This window comes from Undibacterium sp. GrIS 1.2 (assembly GCF_040544435.1).
In the GTDB taxonomy this organism is placed as follows: Bacteria; Pseudomonadota; Gammaproteobacteria; order Burkholderiales; family Burkholderiaceae_D; genus Undibacterium.
The window spans coordinates 20376-37736 of sequence record NZ_JBEONP010000038.1 but is presented as its reverse complement, the minus strand read 5'-3'; the positions used below and the strand labels follow the sequence as shown (position 1 = coordinate 37736).

At 47.9% G+C, this 17361-nt stretch carries 9 protein-coding genes; 3 read left to right on the top strand and 6 right to left on the bottom strand.

What is annotated here, in order from left to right; all coding sequences use genetic code 11:
• Nucleotides 1-40 precede the first annotated feature (40 nt).
• Together AAKU61_RS15765 and AAKU61_RS15760 are read left to right on the top strand one after the other, a co-directional pair.
• The gene (locus AAKU61_RS15765) at nucleotides 41-2482 is read left to right on the top strand and encodes a PAS domain-containing protein (RefSeq protein ID WP_354333779.1); all 2442 of its coding nucleotides are present in this window, start codon (nucleotides 41-43) and stop codon (nucleotides 2480-2482) included.
• Between the two features lie 156 nt (nucleotides 2483-2638).
• The gene (locus AAKU61_RS15760) at nucleotides 2639-4231 is read left to right on the top strand and encodes a GMC family oxidoreductase (RefSeq protein WP_354333795.1); all 1593 of its coding nucleotides are present in this window, start codon (nucleotides 2639-2641) and stop codon (nucleotides 4229-4231) included.
• A 162-nt stretch (nucleotides 4232-4393) separates the two neighbouring features.
• Here AAKU61_RS15760 and AAKU61_RS15755 read toward each other — a convergent pair whose 3' ends face one another.
• The 3 genes from AAKU61_RS15755 to AAKU61_RS15745 form a co-directional block, all read right to left on the bottom strand.
• Nucleotides 4394-6793: a sensor domain-containing protein gene (locus tag AAKU61_RS15755; protein WP_354333777.1), complete on the bottom strand. Its 2400-nt coding sequence runs from the start codon at nucleotides 6791-6793 to the stop codon at nucleotides 4394-4396.
• Between the two features lie 24 nt (nucleotides 6794-6817).
• Complete coding sequence (locus AAKU61_RS15750; RefSeq protein ID WP_354333775.1) at nucleotides 6818-8125, bottom strand: HD-GYP domain-containing protein; 1308 nt, start codon at nucleotides 8123-8125, stop codon at nucleotides 6818-6820.
• 565 nt (nucleotides 8126-8690) lie between these two features.
• Nucleotides 8691-10373 (bottom strand): acid phosphatase, encoded by a 1683-nt coding sequence (locus AAKU61_RS15745; RefSeq protein ID WP_354333774.1) that lies wholly within the window; start codon nucleotides 10371-10373, stop codon nucleotides 8691-8693.
• A 499-nt stretch (nucleotides 10374-10872) separates the two neighbouring features.
• Between AAKU61_RS15745 and AAKU61_RS15740 the strand changes: the two genes are divergently transcribed.
• Entirely contained in the window at nucleotides 10873-12594 is a 1722-nt protein-coding gene (locus AAKU61_RS15740; RefSeq protein WP_354333772.1) for a methyl-accepting chemotaxis protein, read from the top strand.
• A gap of 87 nt (nucleotides 12595-12681) precedes the next feature.
• On the opposite strand, the gene AAKU61_RS15735 is transcribed toward AAKU61_RS15740, so the two are convergent.
• From AAKU61_RS15735 to AAKU61_RS15725, 3 genes are all read right to left on the bottom strand, one after another.
• On the bottom strand, nucleotides 12682-15096 hold the full coding sequence (locus tag AAKU61_RS15735) for an ATP-binding protein (RefSeq protein ID WP_354333770.1): 2415 nt from the start codon (nucleotides 15094-15096) through the stop codon (nucleotides 12682-12684).
• A gap of 25 nt (nucleotides 15097-15121) precedes the next feature.
• Nucleotides 15122-16132, bottom strand: coding sequence for a substrate-binding domain-containing protein (locus tag AAKU61_RS15730; protein ID WP_354333768.1), 1011 nt, complete (start codon nucleotides 16130-16132; stop codon nucleotides 15122-15124).
• Between the two features lie 732 nt (nucleotides 16133-16864).
• Nucleotides 16865-17341, bottom strand: a complete 477-nt coding sequence (locus AAKU61_RS15725; protein WP_354333766.1) for an RICIN domain-containing protein — start codon at nucleotides 17339-17341, stop codon at nucleotides 16865-16867.
• Nucleotides 17342-17361 lie beyond the last annotated feature (20 nt).

The following is a 17361-nucleotide window of genomic DNA, read 5'->3' as shown; positions in this document are numbered from 1 at the left end:
AATGACTGACCGCATTACTTGATTCCTTACTCAACTCACTATGCCCAATCGTCTGGACCCGTTGTCAGAATCAAGCGAGGCCGCCGCCAACGCCACCAGCACATCGTTACAAACCGGTGTACTGGTGAGCGCGAGTTCATTGCGGACTTTGCTGGAGGCAGTGGGCGATAGTTTATGGGATTGGAATTTACTCACCAACGAGGCATTTTTTTCCCGTAGTTATAAACAGATTCTGGGTTATGCCGAACACGAGCTGGGTAATCACATCAATGAGTGGATAGACCGGCTGCATCCCGATGATGCGCAAGAAGCCATGCGTGCGACCAGGTTATATCTGGAGGGTGAAATTCCTCAATACGAACACGAGCATCGCCTGCGATGCCGTGATGGTAACTGGAAGTGGTTACGCTCTCGCGGTACGCTGGTAGAACGTACCATCGATGGCCAGCCGGCACGCATGATCGGTCTGGTCAGCGATATCACCGAGAATCACCGCCTGACTGATCAGCTCAAACAAAGCCATACCTTGTTATCTAACTTTTCGCGGCAGCTGCCTGGTATGTTCTATCAATATCAGCGCTTTCCAGATGGGCGTAGTTGTTATCCTTATGTCAGTGATGCAGTCACGGCTATTTATGGCGTAACTGCGGAACAAATTCGCTATGACGCAAGCATCGTAATTGCCAAAATACATCCCGATGATCTAATGAAAGTGCGAGAGGCTGGGCATATTTCTGCCACTATGCTCACCCCCTGGCATCAAGAATATCGTGTGGTTGGCGTGGTTGAAGAAGAGCGCTGGTACGTCGGCGACGCAACGCCAGAAAAATTAAGCGATGGCAGCATACTCTGGCATGGCTACCTCAATGACATTACCGAGCGCAAACAAGCAGAGCAGCGCGCGCAAAATGCCGAGCTACAAATACGCTTAATTCTGGAGGCGGCGAATCAGGGTTTGTACGATGTGAATGTGCAAACGGGAGAAACCAAATTCAGTATTGAGTACGCCAGGATGCTGGGCTATGAGCCGGAAGAATATGCAGAATTTCAGCAGCTCTGGGGCAACTTCGCTCAGGTCGGCGTACATCCTGAAGATATCTCACAACTCAAGCAAGCCTTGCGTAACCACTTACGCGCACCAGAGCAATTTGATGCGCAAGGTAAAAGTATTCCGCTCACGGATTACCATGCCGAATTCCGGCAAAGAACGAAGTCCGGTGAGTGGAAATGGATCATGTCACGCGGCCGGGTGGTGGAGCGCGATAAGCAGGGTCACGCGTTGCGCATGCAAGGCACGCATATTGATATCACCGAGCAAAAAGTCAGCGAAGAGACTTTGCGCATCAATCAAGAATTACTGCAAGCCAGTAAAGACCGCTACAAACTGCTGGCGCGTGAGTTAGATATTTTGATCAACAACGCCCCTGTTGGCATTATGTTCGTCAGCGACGGTGTGATCATCCTCGCTAATCAGGCGCTGGCAGAACTGTGTAATTTTCCAGATGCACAAGCGATGATCGGCGTTAAAACCAGCTTCTTATATTGCGGTGAAGAGGATTATCAAGCCTTTGGCCAACGCGTCATACCGCAGTTAATCGCGGACGAACGGGTAGAGCTGGAATGGACCGTAAAAAGAATTACCGGGGAAACGTTTTTGGCACGCATAGCAGGGCGCGCCCTACCGGCAGAAAATTATGTGCGCGGTGCTGTCTGGATGCTGGAAGACATCAGCGAACGGCATCGCATTAATAAACTGAAGTCGGAATTTATCTCTGTCGTCAGTCACGAGTTGCGTACACCGCTAACATCCATCCGCGGCTCCTTGGGTTTGCTGGATGCAGGTGTGGCTGGCGTCTTGCCAGCAAAAGCGGCGCAACTGATTAAAATCGCGCATAGCAATAGTTTTCGCCTGATTGGTCTAGTCAACGACATTCTGGATATGGACAAATTGGTGTCCGGTAAAATGCGTTTTAAAGAAGAACCTGTCGATTTGCTTGCGCTCATTAACAGCGCAATAGAAGCCAATGCGGCCTATGCCTTATCGCTTAAAGTCAGCCTGCAATTTAGTACCGCTGTCAGCAGCGCATGGATCTTGGCCGACCATGACCGCCTGATGCAAATTATGGCAAATCTGTTGTCCAATGCCGCCAAATTTTCTCCTGAAGGTGAGGCAGTGCAAATCCGTTTATTGCATCAATCGCTGTCAGACAGTAGCGGTAGCAGTTATAGCTACCGCATCGAAGTAAGCGATCATGGCCCCGGTATACCGAAGGCATTTCAAGCGCATTTGTTTGAACCGTTTACTCAGGCTGATGGTACCGATACGCGGCAACAAGGTGGTACTGGCTTGGGACTTCCCATCACCAAAACTTTAGTAGAAAAAATGCATGGGCGACTGGGATTTACCACTACCGAAGGCAAAGGGAGTAGCTTTTGGGTAGAATTTAAAGCAGTATCGGCGCCAGAGTCTGCCGCAATTTAAATCCAATTTCAGCTTCAATACAGTCGTAGTACAAAACCTCAAAAATATAAAGCAAAGTAATATTAAGCGACACCAAGCAACACCAAGCAACGCCAAGCAACACCAAGAAGTACAAAAATAAAAATCATCCAAAGGACGAGACAAATGACAGAAGCAATCAATGCAATTGCCGATTACATCGTGGTCGGCGGTGGTGCCGGTGGCTGCGCGGTAGCCGGACGATTAAGTGAAGACGGCAATATCAACGTCACCGTATTAGAGGCGGGTGGCAAAGGTGATAGCTGGGTTGTCAAAACACCGTTAGCGGTCGTTGCCATGTTGCCGACCAAACTCAATAACTGGGCATTTGAAACCGTGCCGCAACCCGGCCTGAATGGACGGCGCGGCTATCAGCCACGTGGTAAAACCTTGGGCGGCTCTTCTGCCATCAATGCCATGGTGTACATCCGTGGTCATCGCTGGGATTACGATCATTGGGCGTCCTTGGGCAACAAGGGCTGGTCATTTGATGAGGTGTTGCCATACTTTAAACGCTCAGAAAATAACGCTAGTCTGGGCGGCGATTTGCATGGTCAGGCCGGACCTTTACGGGTCAGTGATCTGCGCTCAGACAATCCTTTCCAGGCAATTTATTTAGATGCCGCCAGACAAGCGGGATTTAAAATTAATCGCGACTTTAACGGCGACGATCAGGAAGGCGTCGGGATTTACCAAGTCACCCAACATGAGGGCGAACGCTGGAGTGCCGCCCGCGGTTATCTGCATCCGCATATGGGCAAACGCCCGAACCTACGGGTAGAAACCGGCTGCCACGTGACCCGCATCATCTTTGAAGGCAAACGCGCTGTCGGCGTCGAGTTTATCCAGCATGGTCAAAAGCAGTCCTTGCGTGCCAAGCGCGAGATTTTGTTAGCGGCTGGCTCTTTGCAGACGCCGCAATTACTGATGTTATCCGGTATAGGCGACGGCAAAGCCTTGCAGGCAATGGGCATACCGGTGGTGCATGATCTCCCGGGCGTGGGGCAGAATTTACAAGACCATCCCGATTTCGTTTTTAAATATCGTGCCAAGAGCCTGGACTTACTGGGGATTTCTCTGGGTGGCTCGGTACGCATCACGCGTGAGTATTTTCGCTACCAAAACCAGCGGCGCGGGACGTTTAGCTCCAACGGATCAGAGGGTGGAGGCTTTTTAAAAACTGATCCCAACTTGCCCGCACCCGACGTGCAACTCCATTTTGTATTGGCGATGATTGATGACCATGCCCGCAAACAGCATCTGGGTCACGGCTATTCTTGTCATGTCTGTTTACTGCGCCCAAAAAGTGTCGGCGAACTGACGTTAGCAAGCAAAGATCCGTTGGCTGCGCCCTTAATCAATCCGCGCTTTTTAGAACATCCTGATGATATGGATGTGATGGTCAAAGGCTATAAACTGACACGTAAATTGATGGATGCTCCAGCCTTAGCCAACGCGCGCACCAGCGACTACCAGACCGCGAATGTGCATACCGATGAAGAGATCAGACAAGTCATACGCCAATGCAGCGATACCGTATATCACCCCGTCGGCACTTGCAAAATGGGTGTGGATGCAATGGCAGTAGTCGATCCTGAATTACGGGTGTACGGCGTAACAGGTTTGCGTGTGGTTGACGCGTCCATCATGCCAACTCTGATCGGCGGCAACACCAATGCACCGACGATGATGATAGGTGAAAAGGCGGCGGATTTGTTACGGCAAGCTTAAGACTCTCCGTGATAGATTTATTTATACTCCCCATGTGTATTTTTAATTGTCCATAGGTTAATTGGACAATACGGCATATTTAATAAAAAATAGGGGGAGTATATTACTTTTGTGTGATTATACATCGTGCGTCTTGCCAATGCAGGGATTAAACTACCAGGCTCAATCCCGCAAATACTTGGCCTCAAAATCATGTGCTGACAGGGCGGGGGAATACAAATAACCTTGCAGCTCATCGCAGCTCAGGGTTTGCAAGAAATTGCGCTGCTCTTCGGTTTCTACCCCTTCCGCAATCACCCGCAATTTAAGCGCATGTGCCAGACTGATGATGGCAGTGACGATGGCGACATCGCTCTCGTCATCCGGCAGGTGCATCACAAAAGAGCGGTCGATTTTGAGTTTGTTGATCGGAAAACGTTTCAGATAACTCAGGCTGGAATAGCCGGTACCAAAATCATCAATCGCCATACTGACGCCAAGATTGGCGAGGCATTTGAGTTTGACCAAGGCTTCTTCCGCATCGCGGATTAAGATTGATTCGGTCAGTTCCAGCTCTATCCGGTCTGGCGGCAAACCGGCTTCGTCCAGGATGCGTGCGACGTTTTCTACAAAATCACTTTGCTGGAATTGCAGCGCCGAGACATTGACCGAAATCCGCATCTGCTGGTCGCCCAGATTCCATAAAGCAGCTTGTTTAACTGCGGTAGTCATTACCCAATTACCGATTGCAACGATCACGCCGGTTTCTTCTGCAATGGGAATAAATTGCACCGGACTGACCTCGCCCAGGTCTTTATCGTGCCAGCGGATTAGCGCCTCTGCGCCAAAGATTTTGCCGCTGTCCAGATTCACCAGGGGTTGATAATACAGACGGAAAGTTTGATGCTCCAGTGCCTGGCGCATCGCATGATCGATCTTCATGCGGGACAGCAAACCGATATTCATTTGCCGCTGATAGAAACGAAAATCCGAGCGCCCTCTTTCCTTCACATGGTACATAGCGCTGTCAGCGTTTTTGATCAGATCATCCATGTTAGTGCCGTCATCGGGATACAGCGCAATGCCGATGCTGCAAGTAACCGAGAAGTGCATGCCATCTAAAGTAAACGGCGCGCTTAATTCTTCCAGCACTCGTCTGGCACAAATTTCTGCGCCACTGGCGTCTGCCTGATGTAGCAATAGTACAAACTCATCTCCACCGAGCCGCGATGCCGTATCTACCTGGCGTATACATTTTTTTAGTCGTTCGGTCACGTCAATCAAGACCCGATCTCCGAACTGATGTCCGAGTGAATCATTGATTTGTTTGAAATGATCCAGGTCTAAAAATAGTAGCGCAAATGTGCCGTTATTACGGCTGGCGAGAGTGATCGATTGTTTAATCCGCTCTGCCAGTAATAAGCGGTTGGGCAAACCTGTCAGCACATCTGAAAAGGCTAATTCTTCTATGCGCTGTTTGGCGGTATGGGTCTCGGTTCTGTCTTTGAAGAAGCCGATATAGTGCATAGTCGCACCGCTCTCGTCTTGTACTCTGACCAACGAGATCATGCATAAATAGGCATGACCATTTTTACGCCGGTTCCATAATTCGCCATCCCAAAAACCCTTGGTTTCTAAGCTTTCTAATAGCTGTTCGACGAGCGCACTATTGGTTTCTTCAGAAAAAAAATCGCTGGGGGTTTTGCCCATCATTTCTTGTTCTGAATAGCTGGTGAGCTGCTCAAAACTGGGATTGGTGGTGATAATTTTTTGGTCGCTATCGGTAATAAAGATAGCATCGGTGCTGGATTCAAATACTTTGGCGGCGAGTTGCAAGCGAGCCTCATCTGCCAGTCGTTGGGTGATGTCCCGATAAGAATAAACCCGGCCTATCGCACGACCGCGTGCGTATTGCGGCAGCGTGACGCGCTCTAATATTTTGCCGGACCGCAGCACCAGCACATCCGTCGCCTCCATCAACGGCGAGCGGTTGATAGCACCTAGCCGCTCGCCATAATGACTGGCATCGACCATGCATTTATCCATCCAGGCGTAGATCGCATTGTCATCGCGCTGGGTGAGCAATTCTTCCGGCAGACTCCAGAGTTTAGCGAACAGATGGTTATAGCTGCGGATGCCGCTGTCCAGATCTGTTACCAGAATTCCATCGGCGGTAGATTCTAATGTGGCACGTAGTTCAGCGATGAGTTTTTCTAACTCGTTTTCTACATGACGTTGATTGGTATGGTCGCGGATTGCCACGACATAAATAGTCGTATCCAGGCCGATGTGGACTAAGCTGACCCGGCGTTCAACTTGTACCGTGCTCTTGTCTGGTCGTTGCAGCAAGGTCTCGGAAAAAATATTGTCCGACAAGCCGGCCGCGGCGTCTTCCCAAAAGAATAGATCCTCTGGCGATGCAGCCAGATCGACTACCGGTTTGCCGATCAGACTACCGGCATCTAAATGGAGCAAAGCATGGGCAGAGCGGTTGGCCGCTAATATGCGCAATTGAATGGGGTCAACTAGTAACACCGCTTCTAACATGCCCTCAATCAGGGCTTGCCATTGATGCGTCTTCATGATGTCGCTCTCATGATGTTGTTGTCATGATTCTGCACCGACTTCTTCTAGCTCCCGCCCACGCTCAAAAAAGTAGCATAGACGTTTGCGCGGGGATAAATAATCGTACGCGGCTTTAGGTAGTTGTAAGGGTTTTAAGCTGCGATGTATACCGAGCTTTTTTTCTTTATCCAAATTAATGACAAGGGCATCATCACGCGGAATCTCGGGATTATGGATCACTACCCGAGGCTTGATCGGACGTGCTGAATTGACCGATACCACCAGCGCAAAACGATCATCTGTCAGTTGTACCACTGAGCCGGGCGGGTAGATGCCCATCATGCGAATAAACGCAGTCAAGGTCGGCGCGTGAAATTGGGATTTGCTTTGCGTAAAAATATGCGAGAGCGCTTCGTGCGGCGTAATCGCCAGCGCCGGATTGCCGGGATTGCATAAGTTATCGTAACGGTTGACCAGTGCGGCAATGCGCGCCAGCGGCGATATTTTTTCAGCCAAAATACGACTTGGGTAGCCGCTGCCATCGACGCATTCATGATGCTGCGCGATCAGCAGCATGGCGTTGGCAGATAGCGCCAGTTTGCGCCCTATGGTGACCCCATGCAGCACATGGTCTTGGTACAACTGCCGCTCGGCGTGGGTGAAATGATCTTCCGGCCAGCGCAGGCGATCTGGCAATTCCATCTTGCCGATGTCATGCAGCAGCGCTCCGATGCCCAGTTCCAGCATGTCGGCTTTGTCGAGGTGCAAAGCCTTACCCAGCAAGAGCGAGATGATGGTGACGTTGATGGAATGCAGCGAGGTTCTTTCACCCGCTTTTTCTGACAATAAACGGATTGCTGCTTCACCTTCGCCCAGTACTTCGCCCAGAAAACTATGTACCAAATCCTCAGCATGTTTTCGTGCAAGAAGCGGCTGCGCGTGGACGGTCTCCGTCACCTGCTTAAACGTTTGCGATGCCAGCATAAATTGCCGTTCGCAGACTAATAGACTGGCTTGTTGGTTGGCGAGCAGATCGCGCCTTTTGCGACCTTCCGCCAGTTTGTTTGAGTGGGCCAGTTCGCTGGCGCTAGGTTCTGGCTGCGCAGGGCTGATCACCGCTAGCGATGGCGCTGATTCTGTATGGCGTTGACTAAATTCGGGACTACTTTTGGCGGGTGCATAGCGAATGCGTTCCAGACCCAGGGACTGCAGCGTGGTGATTTGTTCCTGACTCCGGACCTCAAAACTGCTTACCGGAAAAGGATGATCCATCCAGCCCATATCGAGATAAACAAACATCCCGACTTTCAGTTCTGAAAGGTCAATAAATTGTGTATGAATGTCAGTCATAAAGCGCCTTGCTCAATATCCTGATTCATCTGCCAGTTGGAGTAACTTGTACTATTAACACGGCATTTCTGAAAAATCCATCTTTTTCAACATTTGTGTCAGGGAAACACATAAAACAAAAATGCTTGTCGTTTTAGTAGCAGATTTATATGTGTGATTTAGCACAAATGACTTTTATCGGTGACGCCGCTTTTGCGGAATCGGGACTTAGTTTACATGTGACTCTGCATGTGGGTTTGCGTAGGAATTTGTGTATGAGTTTGCTTATGAGTTTGCTTGTTACCTGCTTGGTCAGCTTAGTCATCAGTGTAGTACTAAGTTGAGTGATTAGTTTATTGATATTAGACATGTCTGGCTAGAGCCGGGCAAGGTTCTCATCCATCAAAGTGCTCAACACGCGGTTTAACGTGGATGGACAAAAACACATAGTTTTATAAATACTCGTATAGAGTATATTTTAATCGGCCAGATAGTACATGGACAATCCGGCATTTTCTATAAAAATAATGGGGAGTATATAGAAATGATACTCTATTTGATTCCCACCAAAAATCCCCGAGCACACTTAGACAAAGCTGAGTGCGCCGGTCAAATCACCCGGTGGCAACGCGCCTCGTTCGGCAAACGCGGTGTTACGTAGCTTTAGCCCTTCTAGCAATGGCAAGTCATGCAAGCGCGTGATAAACCGCAGGATGGATGTGGTGTCATAAAAGCTGTGATCAACATTCGCCTTCTTCACATAAGGTGAAACCAAAATGGCTGGAATGCGGGAACCTGGCCCCCAGCGATCACCTTTGGGAGGCGCGACGTGATCCCACCAGCCACCGTTTTCATCAAAAGTAATGACTACCAGCATGTCTTTCCATTGCGGGCTTTTTTTCAGATGCTCGATGACATTAGCAACATGCTGATCACCGGATTCAATATCCGAGTAACCCGCATGCATATTGAGATTACCTTGCGGTTTATAGAAAGTGACAGCAGGCAGTTTTCCGGCAATTACGTCGGCTAAAAATTTATTAGAAATGGGACTATCGCCCAAGCCACCGTCGCGCAAATGGTTTGCCCGTGCAGCGGTTCCCGGTGCGAATTGTTTAAAGTAATTGAATGGCTGATGGTGGTATTGGAAATTAGGTTTTTCTCCACCGCCTTTATACTCCAGCGCAACTTGCCATGCGCCACCGTACCAGGCCCAGCTAATGCCTTTTTGTGACAGCAAATCACCAATGGTATTGTAGGTTTGTGGCGGCAACGTACTTGGGTCTTGCGGATCAGCCACCGACGTGTCACCGCCTGGCGCGGGTTTGATATAGCTAGGCTGGTATGGCGGCGCCATGGTGTTCACCGCGTAGCCGTCTGGCGTAATCGCTCCGTCGTTGACAAATTTGGGCCTGCCGTTTAAGGCGGACGCGGGACTGTCTTTGTCCACTGCCAATCTGCTGCCGGTAATGCCATCTTCGGTGACGGCAATCTTCTTTTTGGCAGGCGTGTTGGGCGCATCAAAATATTCTGGGGTGCGACCAGAGATTAAGAATTGGTGGTTTAAATAAGAGCCACCAAATGCCGCCATAAAGAAGTTGTCGCACAAGGTATATTGCTGGGCGATTTTCCAGAGATCGAGATTTTTATGGGTCTCGCCATAATGTCCCATCGTCAAGCCGCCAGAATCTGCCCAAGCAACAAACTGGTCGTTTTTACCGCCATTGATTTGCATCTGATTTTGATAAAACAGATGCCACAGGTCGCGGGTGATCACTGACTCTGGCAGAGGTAAACCCTCCGCATCTTTTAAGGCGAATGGCGCGTTCGGTAGGCCGCTGATTTTGTCTTCTGCGATCAGATATTGCTTGCCGCCTAGATTTTGCCCCCGCTGCACCATGCCACCCCAGACCTTGGGCAAACTTGGTAAAACCGAGCCGTCTCTGTCCTTTTGCGTAAAAGTCGCAGCAGGGACATCGGACAATGCCTGGCGTACGCCAGGGAAATTACCAAACAAATTATTAAAGCTGCGATTCTCCAGATAAATCACCACGACATTTTTGATATGCGCCTTGAGTTTGGTATCCAGGGAACCTGCCACGATCCTGGTCGTTTTACTAGTCACTGCATCGGCCATCATCGGAAGGCTGCCAACGACACCAGCCGCGGCCGCACCTTGCAATAAGCGCCGACGAGAAGGATCGGCGGGAAGATCGGCATGATCGGCATGATCAGTCTTGGTTGCGATTGCAGCAGGTTTGTCTGACATGTCTGTTCCTGAAAATGATGGGCTAAAGTTGATGCAAAGATGCGTTATCAACGGCGTGATTGTCGGAGGTAAAACAACAGCGCAAGGAAAATTCTACGCAGCAATATAGCATTTTAGAATGATCAATGCAGCGATGTAAGCTGGCGAAATAAGTGATATCGGCTTATAAAAATTGGTAGTGTTAGCAGGTTTTTTGTTTATCTAAACGCTGCGATTATATGAATTTCAACTATGCGATGACTGCGAGTAATTCACACACGATGGCTCACCAGATAATCGTTACCATTTGTTACATAATAAGCGTTAAATATTGCTGCTTACACCTAGGTTGCATTTTGGTATTAAGGCACACTGATTTGTAAGCGCCAGCTTGTTTTTACTTGCCTGGCGGTCATAATCGTTTATATGATTGGACTCACGGGACTCTGCTATACCTAGATAAATCACAACCATAATCACCACCACCGCACTCAGATTTTTTATAGACATGGAGAAGAGCATGACGTTTTCAAATTTAAAAGTAGGTGCCCGGTTGGGACTAGGTTTTGGTTTGGTACTGTTGTTGCTCGCCATACTCACGATGGTAGGTTTGTCGCGTTTGTCCAGCTTGAATGACGATATCAACGCCACCAACGAGGAGCGTTTGCCGAAGTTAATGACGGCGAATAATTGGATTTTCCGTTTGATGGAAACCGCGCGTCATACCCGCAATATGCTGATCCTTGAGGGACAAGACAAAATTAAGGTAGAAGTCGATGCCGTCATGGATGACAAGCGGGCGCGTAAAGAATATCTGGATCAATTGCAAAAAACTGTCACCGCCACGGATGAGAAGGCAATGCTGCAAGCTGTGATCGAGACCCGTTTAGCTTATGTCCCGTCCGAGGATGACTTCTTAAAGCTAGTCAGCGCGGGCGATACCGCAGGAGCCAAAGAACTACTGTTAAAAAGCATGCGACCGGCGCAGGTAGCATATGTCGTCGCGCTACAAAAATTTGTTGAATTTGAAAATAACAGCGTCATCAAAGCAGGCAAACAATCTATTGAGGATTATAAAAGTGGTCGCACGCTGATTATTAGTCTAGGCATACTCGCCTTGCTGTTAGGCGTTGCAGGCGCTTGGTTTATTACCGTCAGTATTACCCGTCCGTTGGCGGAAGCGGTGGGCATTGCCAAGTTGATTTCATCGAATGATCTGACGGGTCGTATTGATGTTGTTACGAAAGACGAAACAGGCCAATTGCTGCAAGCCTTAAAAGAAATGAATGCCAGCTTACAAAATATCGTCGGTCAGGTGCGGGCAGGTACAGAGTCGATTGCGACTGGCTCCAGCCAAATCGCATCGGGCAATCTGGATTTGTCTTCGCGCACAGAGCAGCAAGCCAGTTCGCTGGAAGAAACCGCATCTTCGATGGAAGAACTGACCTCGACCGTTAAACAAAATAGTGACAACGCAAGGCAAGCCAATGTGCTGGCAGTATCTGCTTCTGACGTGGCGGTAAAAGGCGGCGAGGTTGTGGCGAAAGTCGTTTCAACGATGGGGTCTATCAATGACTCCGCCAAGAAAATTGTCGACATCATCGGCGTGATTGACAGTATCGCTTTCCAGACGAATATTCTGGCCTTAAATGCCGCAGTGGAAGCCGCCAGAGCCGGCGAACAAGGGCGTGGCTTTGCGGTCGTCGCCAGCGAGGTGCGCAACCTGGCGCAACGCTCTGCTGGCGCGGCTAAAGAGATTAAAACCTTGATCGGTGATTCAGTCGAGAAGATAGAAACCGGTAGCGCCTTGGTGAATCAAGCGGGAACCACCATGGATGAGATCGTCGCCAGCGTTAAGCGCGTCACCGACATCATGGGCGAAATCACTTCCGCTGGCCAAGAGCAAGAAAGTGGCATACAACAGATCAATCAGGCCATCACTGAGATGGATACCGTTACTCAACAAAATGCCTCCTTGGTAGAAGAAGCGGCCGCCGCCGAAGCACTGCAAGATCAGGCCAGCAGTCTGGCGCAACTGGTGAGTGTGTTTAAACTAGACGGGGCGCAAGTGCAAAATATCAAACCAACACGGACGAGCGCTCCAGTAGCCAAGGCAGTGCCGAAAGCGCCGGTTAAGCTTGCAACTAAAGCATCCAGCGTGAGCAGAATCAGTGATGCAGCAAAAACCAGAAAAGCCACGCAAGAGCCAGCGGGTATGACGGATGACTGGGAGCAATTTTAGCCTTACTGCTGTCCGAATTAGATTAGACCGCAATGACTCATTGACTTAATGACCCGCCGACTCAGCGCAGGTCTGATCTTGTAGTCTCTAAAGATTTTTTTCTACAACCTCAGGCGCTTGTAGTGGTAGCGTGATGATCAGGCTGGTACCGACGCCTGCATAGGATTGGAGTTCTATTTTTCCACCGAGCAGGTTAGTAACGATATTGAACACAATGTTTAAGCCAAGACCAGAACCGCCTTGCCCCAGTTTGGTGGTAAAAAAAGGATCGAACACCCGCGCCTGGTGTTCTACAGGGATGCCAACCCCATTGTCAGAGAAAATAATCTCTACTAGACCTTCCTGTTTTAGTCGCGTGGTTAAGCGCATGGTGCCATGGTTTCTGCCGTCAAACGCATGGGCGAGTGCATTGGTGACAAAGTTAGTGATCAATTGCCCTAGCGGTCCAGGATAGCTATCCATTTGTATCTCGTCCTGCAACGCCACTTCCAAAATAAATGGCGTATTTTTATACATGGGATCTAGCATTACGACTACATCGGCTAAAGTATGTTTAAGATCAAAGCGACGGCGCTGATTGCTAGCTTGATCTACTGCAACCTGTTTAAAACTGATCACCAGATCACGCGCCGAGGCGAGGTTGCGCATTAATAATTCTGTACCCATGGCCGAGCTATCCAAATAAGCATCCAGCGTGCTGCGACGTATATTGCCGCTATTGATTTCCCGTGCTAACTCCTGGGTTTTGTGCTGCAAGGTACTGGCGACGGTTACGCTGTTACCGATCGGCGTATTTAACTCATGTGCTACGCCTGCAACCAGAGAACCGAGTGCCGCCATTTTTTCTGAACGGACTAACTCATCTTTGGTGAGTTTGAGGGTTTCCATCGCATTTGCCAGTTCCGTATTGGCTTGCTCCAGATTGAGTGTGCGGCGCTGGACGCGGGATTCCAACTCTTGATTAATCTGTTGGATTTCGTTTTCTATTTCACGCTGTCGAGTGATGTCAGTGGGCGAGAAAATATAAAATTCTTCGCCTCGCAGCTCTACTACGCGACCCGATAACAGGCAAGTAATATTGCGCCCGTCTTTGCAGCGGTAATGCACCTCAAACTGGTTGATCGTTGTTTTCTGATTTAAATGTTCCAGCAATTGTGACTTCTCTGCGTCATCTAGCCATAAACCCAAACCTATGGCTGAGCGTCCTATTACCTCTTCACGTGTAAAGCCAAATTGATTTAACCAGGCATCATTCACATCGATAAACCGGCCATTACTAACACGTGCCAAACTTAAAGGCAGCGGAGATTTTTGAAAAATACTGGCAAACTTTTCCTGATTCTCTCGTAGCTCTTCGTCTGCATGTTTGCGTGCCTCCAGTGACTCCAGAAATGCATTGTACCAATCGACCAATTCGCTAATTTCATCTTCGCTTTTGGGTATGCTTAATGGTTGTAATTGTATGGAAGGTTGTTCTTCAATTTTTCTAAATCCATCTGAGATATTTTTAATCGGTAATAGCATCGTACGATTAAAGTGGCGAGCACCAAAGGCGATGAGTGCCAGACAAAGTAAGATTAAAAACGCTGCTGTTTGTGATTGCCGCTCCATCGGCAGCATAAAAGTTTTTTCCGGGATCACCGCAACGATGCACCAATCTAATTTCGCCAGGCAAGTAGAATTGAGCATCAGCTCCTGATCATTTAATCGCAGATTATGAATACCTGATTTATGTATCGCGGCAGTGTTGAACTCTGAGGGGATGGGCTTGCCAATTTTTTCTTTATCCGGGTGATAGATAAGGCGATCATAGCTATCGACCACCATCAAATACGAACCGACGCCCATATCAATGCGACTAAAATGTTGGTACAAATAATCGGTAGAATAATTAATTAAAATCATGCCTGCCGGCGTTGACGTCATACTCTCGGAAGAAAAATGCCGGATAATTTTGAGTGCTGTCAGCACCTTGCGGTTGGGTGATGCAGGATTTAAATTATTTTCTACTCCAAGCCATAGAATCGACTTATCTGAAGCGATACCCGTGTCAAAAATAGTTTGTCTGATCATGTCGTTGACCGGAGCCACGCTTAACGTGTCACCCACATAAAACCGATGGCCTTTGGCCGTGAACAGGTCTATTGACACCACACCTTTGAGGCTACTATTGGAATTGAGTCGTTGCCGGATTTCTGACTGAGTAAATAATTCGTCATAAGAATTATGGCTTAAAGTAATAGCCTGGTCAGCTTTTATGATGATATTGCTGATCTCTTCGACCCCGGCAACATTGAAAGCAAAACTCTCTACTTGTTCGGCTTCCAGCTCCAGATAATCACGTTGATTTAAGAGCAACTGTGTACTGTAGCTTCTGGCTAAATCAAAAATCGTCTTCTGTGTCGTACTATAAGAAATGAGAGCAAATAACAGTAACGGCAATACACTGACAAAGACCAGGTAACCAATTAGTTTGACCGAGATATTGTGTTTGACGGACAAGATACACTAACCTCATTTACTCAGTTTAATTACTAGCAGATCTTAGAGTCTGTGCTGTCACCAGAGAGGTATCTACCAACATGACAGCGGGTAATTTTTCTCCCTTAAGTCCACGTGTGGCCGTTACGATACCTTCATAGCCCTGCTTCTTTGCTTTCTGGTCTACGGTCACTGCCAGCGTTCCAGCTTTTACTGCTAGTTTTGCTTCGGCTAATGCATCGTAGGAGGCAACCAATACTTTTTTATTGGTTTCGCCTAAATACTTAATTGCGCCCAAAGCCATCATATCGTTGGCACAAAATAAAATTTGAATGTCAGGATGTTGGGTAAATATTTTTTTAGTCACTTGATAAGCTTCGTCAATTTTCCAATTGGCGGTTTCTTTCACTATCAATTTAATATTTCGATTTTCCGCAAAAGCACGTTCGGCTCCCGTGGTTCTCATCCGGGCATTTTCTGAGGTGCGCATTCCTTCGATAATAGCTGCTTTGCCAGGCGTTTTTATTTGATCTGAAATGAATTTTGCGGATTCATAGCTTGAGCTTAGATTGTCCACACTGATAAATGGTATCGGACTCATTTGATGGCTCGCCACGGTTGCTGCATCAAGTTGGTTATCAATGTTAATGATGAGAATACCGGCGAGCTGAGCTTTTTTTAGAATTGGCACCAGGCGTTGCGAATCACTAGGCGCAATCACCAGTGCATCGACTTTGGTCTGAATTAATTCCTCTACCAACTGGATTTGCTGCTCTACTGCAGTCTCTTGCGATGCCATCTTGACCACCAGATCCACACCCAAATCTTTGGCCGCATCACGCGCACCGGCTTCCATTTCAATAAAATAAGGGTTGGTCAGAGTTTTTAATACTAGTGCAATTCGTTTTGGTTTGTTGTCTGCCAGATTTTTTATCGCACCAGAAGATTGACTTGCGGCAGGTAGCGACGGAGATTGTTGATTGGAGTCACTGCATCCGCTGGTGGCGATCGCAAACAGGCTGGTGATCAAGACTAAAAAAAACCGCTGGATGGCCATGTTATCTCTTTCAATCAAGGGATAAGTCTTAGGGGGCAATGGATGACATTAGATGACTATATTGCGCTCTTCGCTAAATCATTATTTTTGCGACAACAAGAGTTTCGTCGCAATTTTTGATCAATCTACAGACGGGGCGATTCGCTTTGTCGCTAGTCTTTTATGCTGCCAAAACAAGCATAGGCATTAAGTTAATTTGACGCAATCTATGTTGATACTATTTTAGGCATTGTTGTGGATTAGCGCTCTAGCTAACCTGCTTTTGTCTCTTTCAGGTGTGATGACTATATTTATCATTCGATTTGATGCTGTCAATTCATTATCAATTACCAGCCAATAGCGGTTGCCCACAAATTTGTGTGGATGCGTTTGTGTTACGCCAGTCGCATATGGGTTAAACCGGTTGTTTGAATGAATAAGCCAAAAATCAGATAACTAAATTTATACTCCAGATAAGTATATTTTAGTTGTCCATATGTTATGTTGTGAGTGGCGGTATTTTGGAGAGGTATTGGGGGAGTATATTGTGTTCGGGCTTTTTTAACACTGACTTCACCTTGTAAAAACACAGTATGATTTGGTGTACAGCGTAAGATTTGGATTGGGTAAATAATCCGAATTTCTTCGGATTATTTTTCAGAATATATCTGTCACTTTAGTAAAATCAGACGTACCGAAGTGAGCAAGGCGAGTCGATAAAGTGACAGGTAGCAGACAAAAACTTATTGCAAATTATCTCTCCAGCAACCAGATTTGGTTAGGTGAGTTTTGGCAGAAATCCAACACGATAGGCGAGCGGTCTCGGGTGCCTAAAGATGCCAGACATTTACCACTCTCTACTTCTTTAATATGGCCTTCTTGTTGCACTACAAATTTTTGGTTACTACCGAAATGGCATTGATACAGTTCTACCGGTGTACCAGGTTGACGTGACGCACCGCGTACGTCCAGGCAAAAGCCATCAACGCCAACAATAGCGCTCTGACCGTGCACACTTTGGGTCACTGTCCAGCGTTGATTTTCATGGCCATGACAGCGATATACATAGACTGGTGCACCATCGCCAATGCCATGGTCCAGACTCGCATCCATACACAAACGGTCACCACCAAGTTCATTACGGATGGTCAAATGTGTACCACCTTGAGCATTGGCGTTGCCAACCAGCCCAAGTATGGCGATCAACAAAAAAGCGATTATTTTCTTCATTTTTTTACCTTTATAAATGT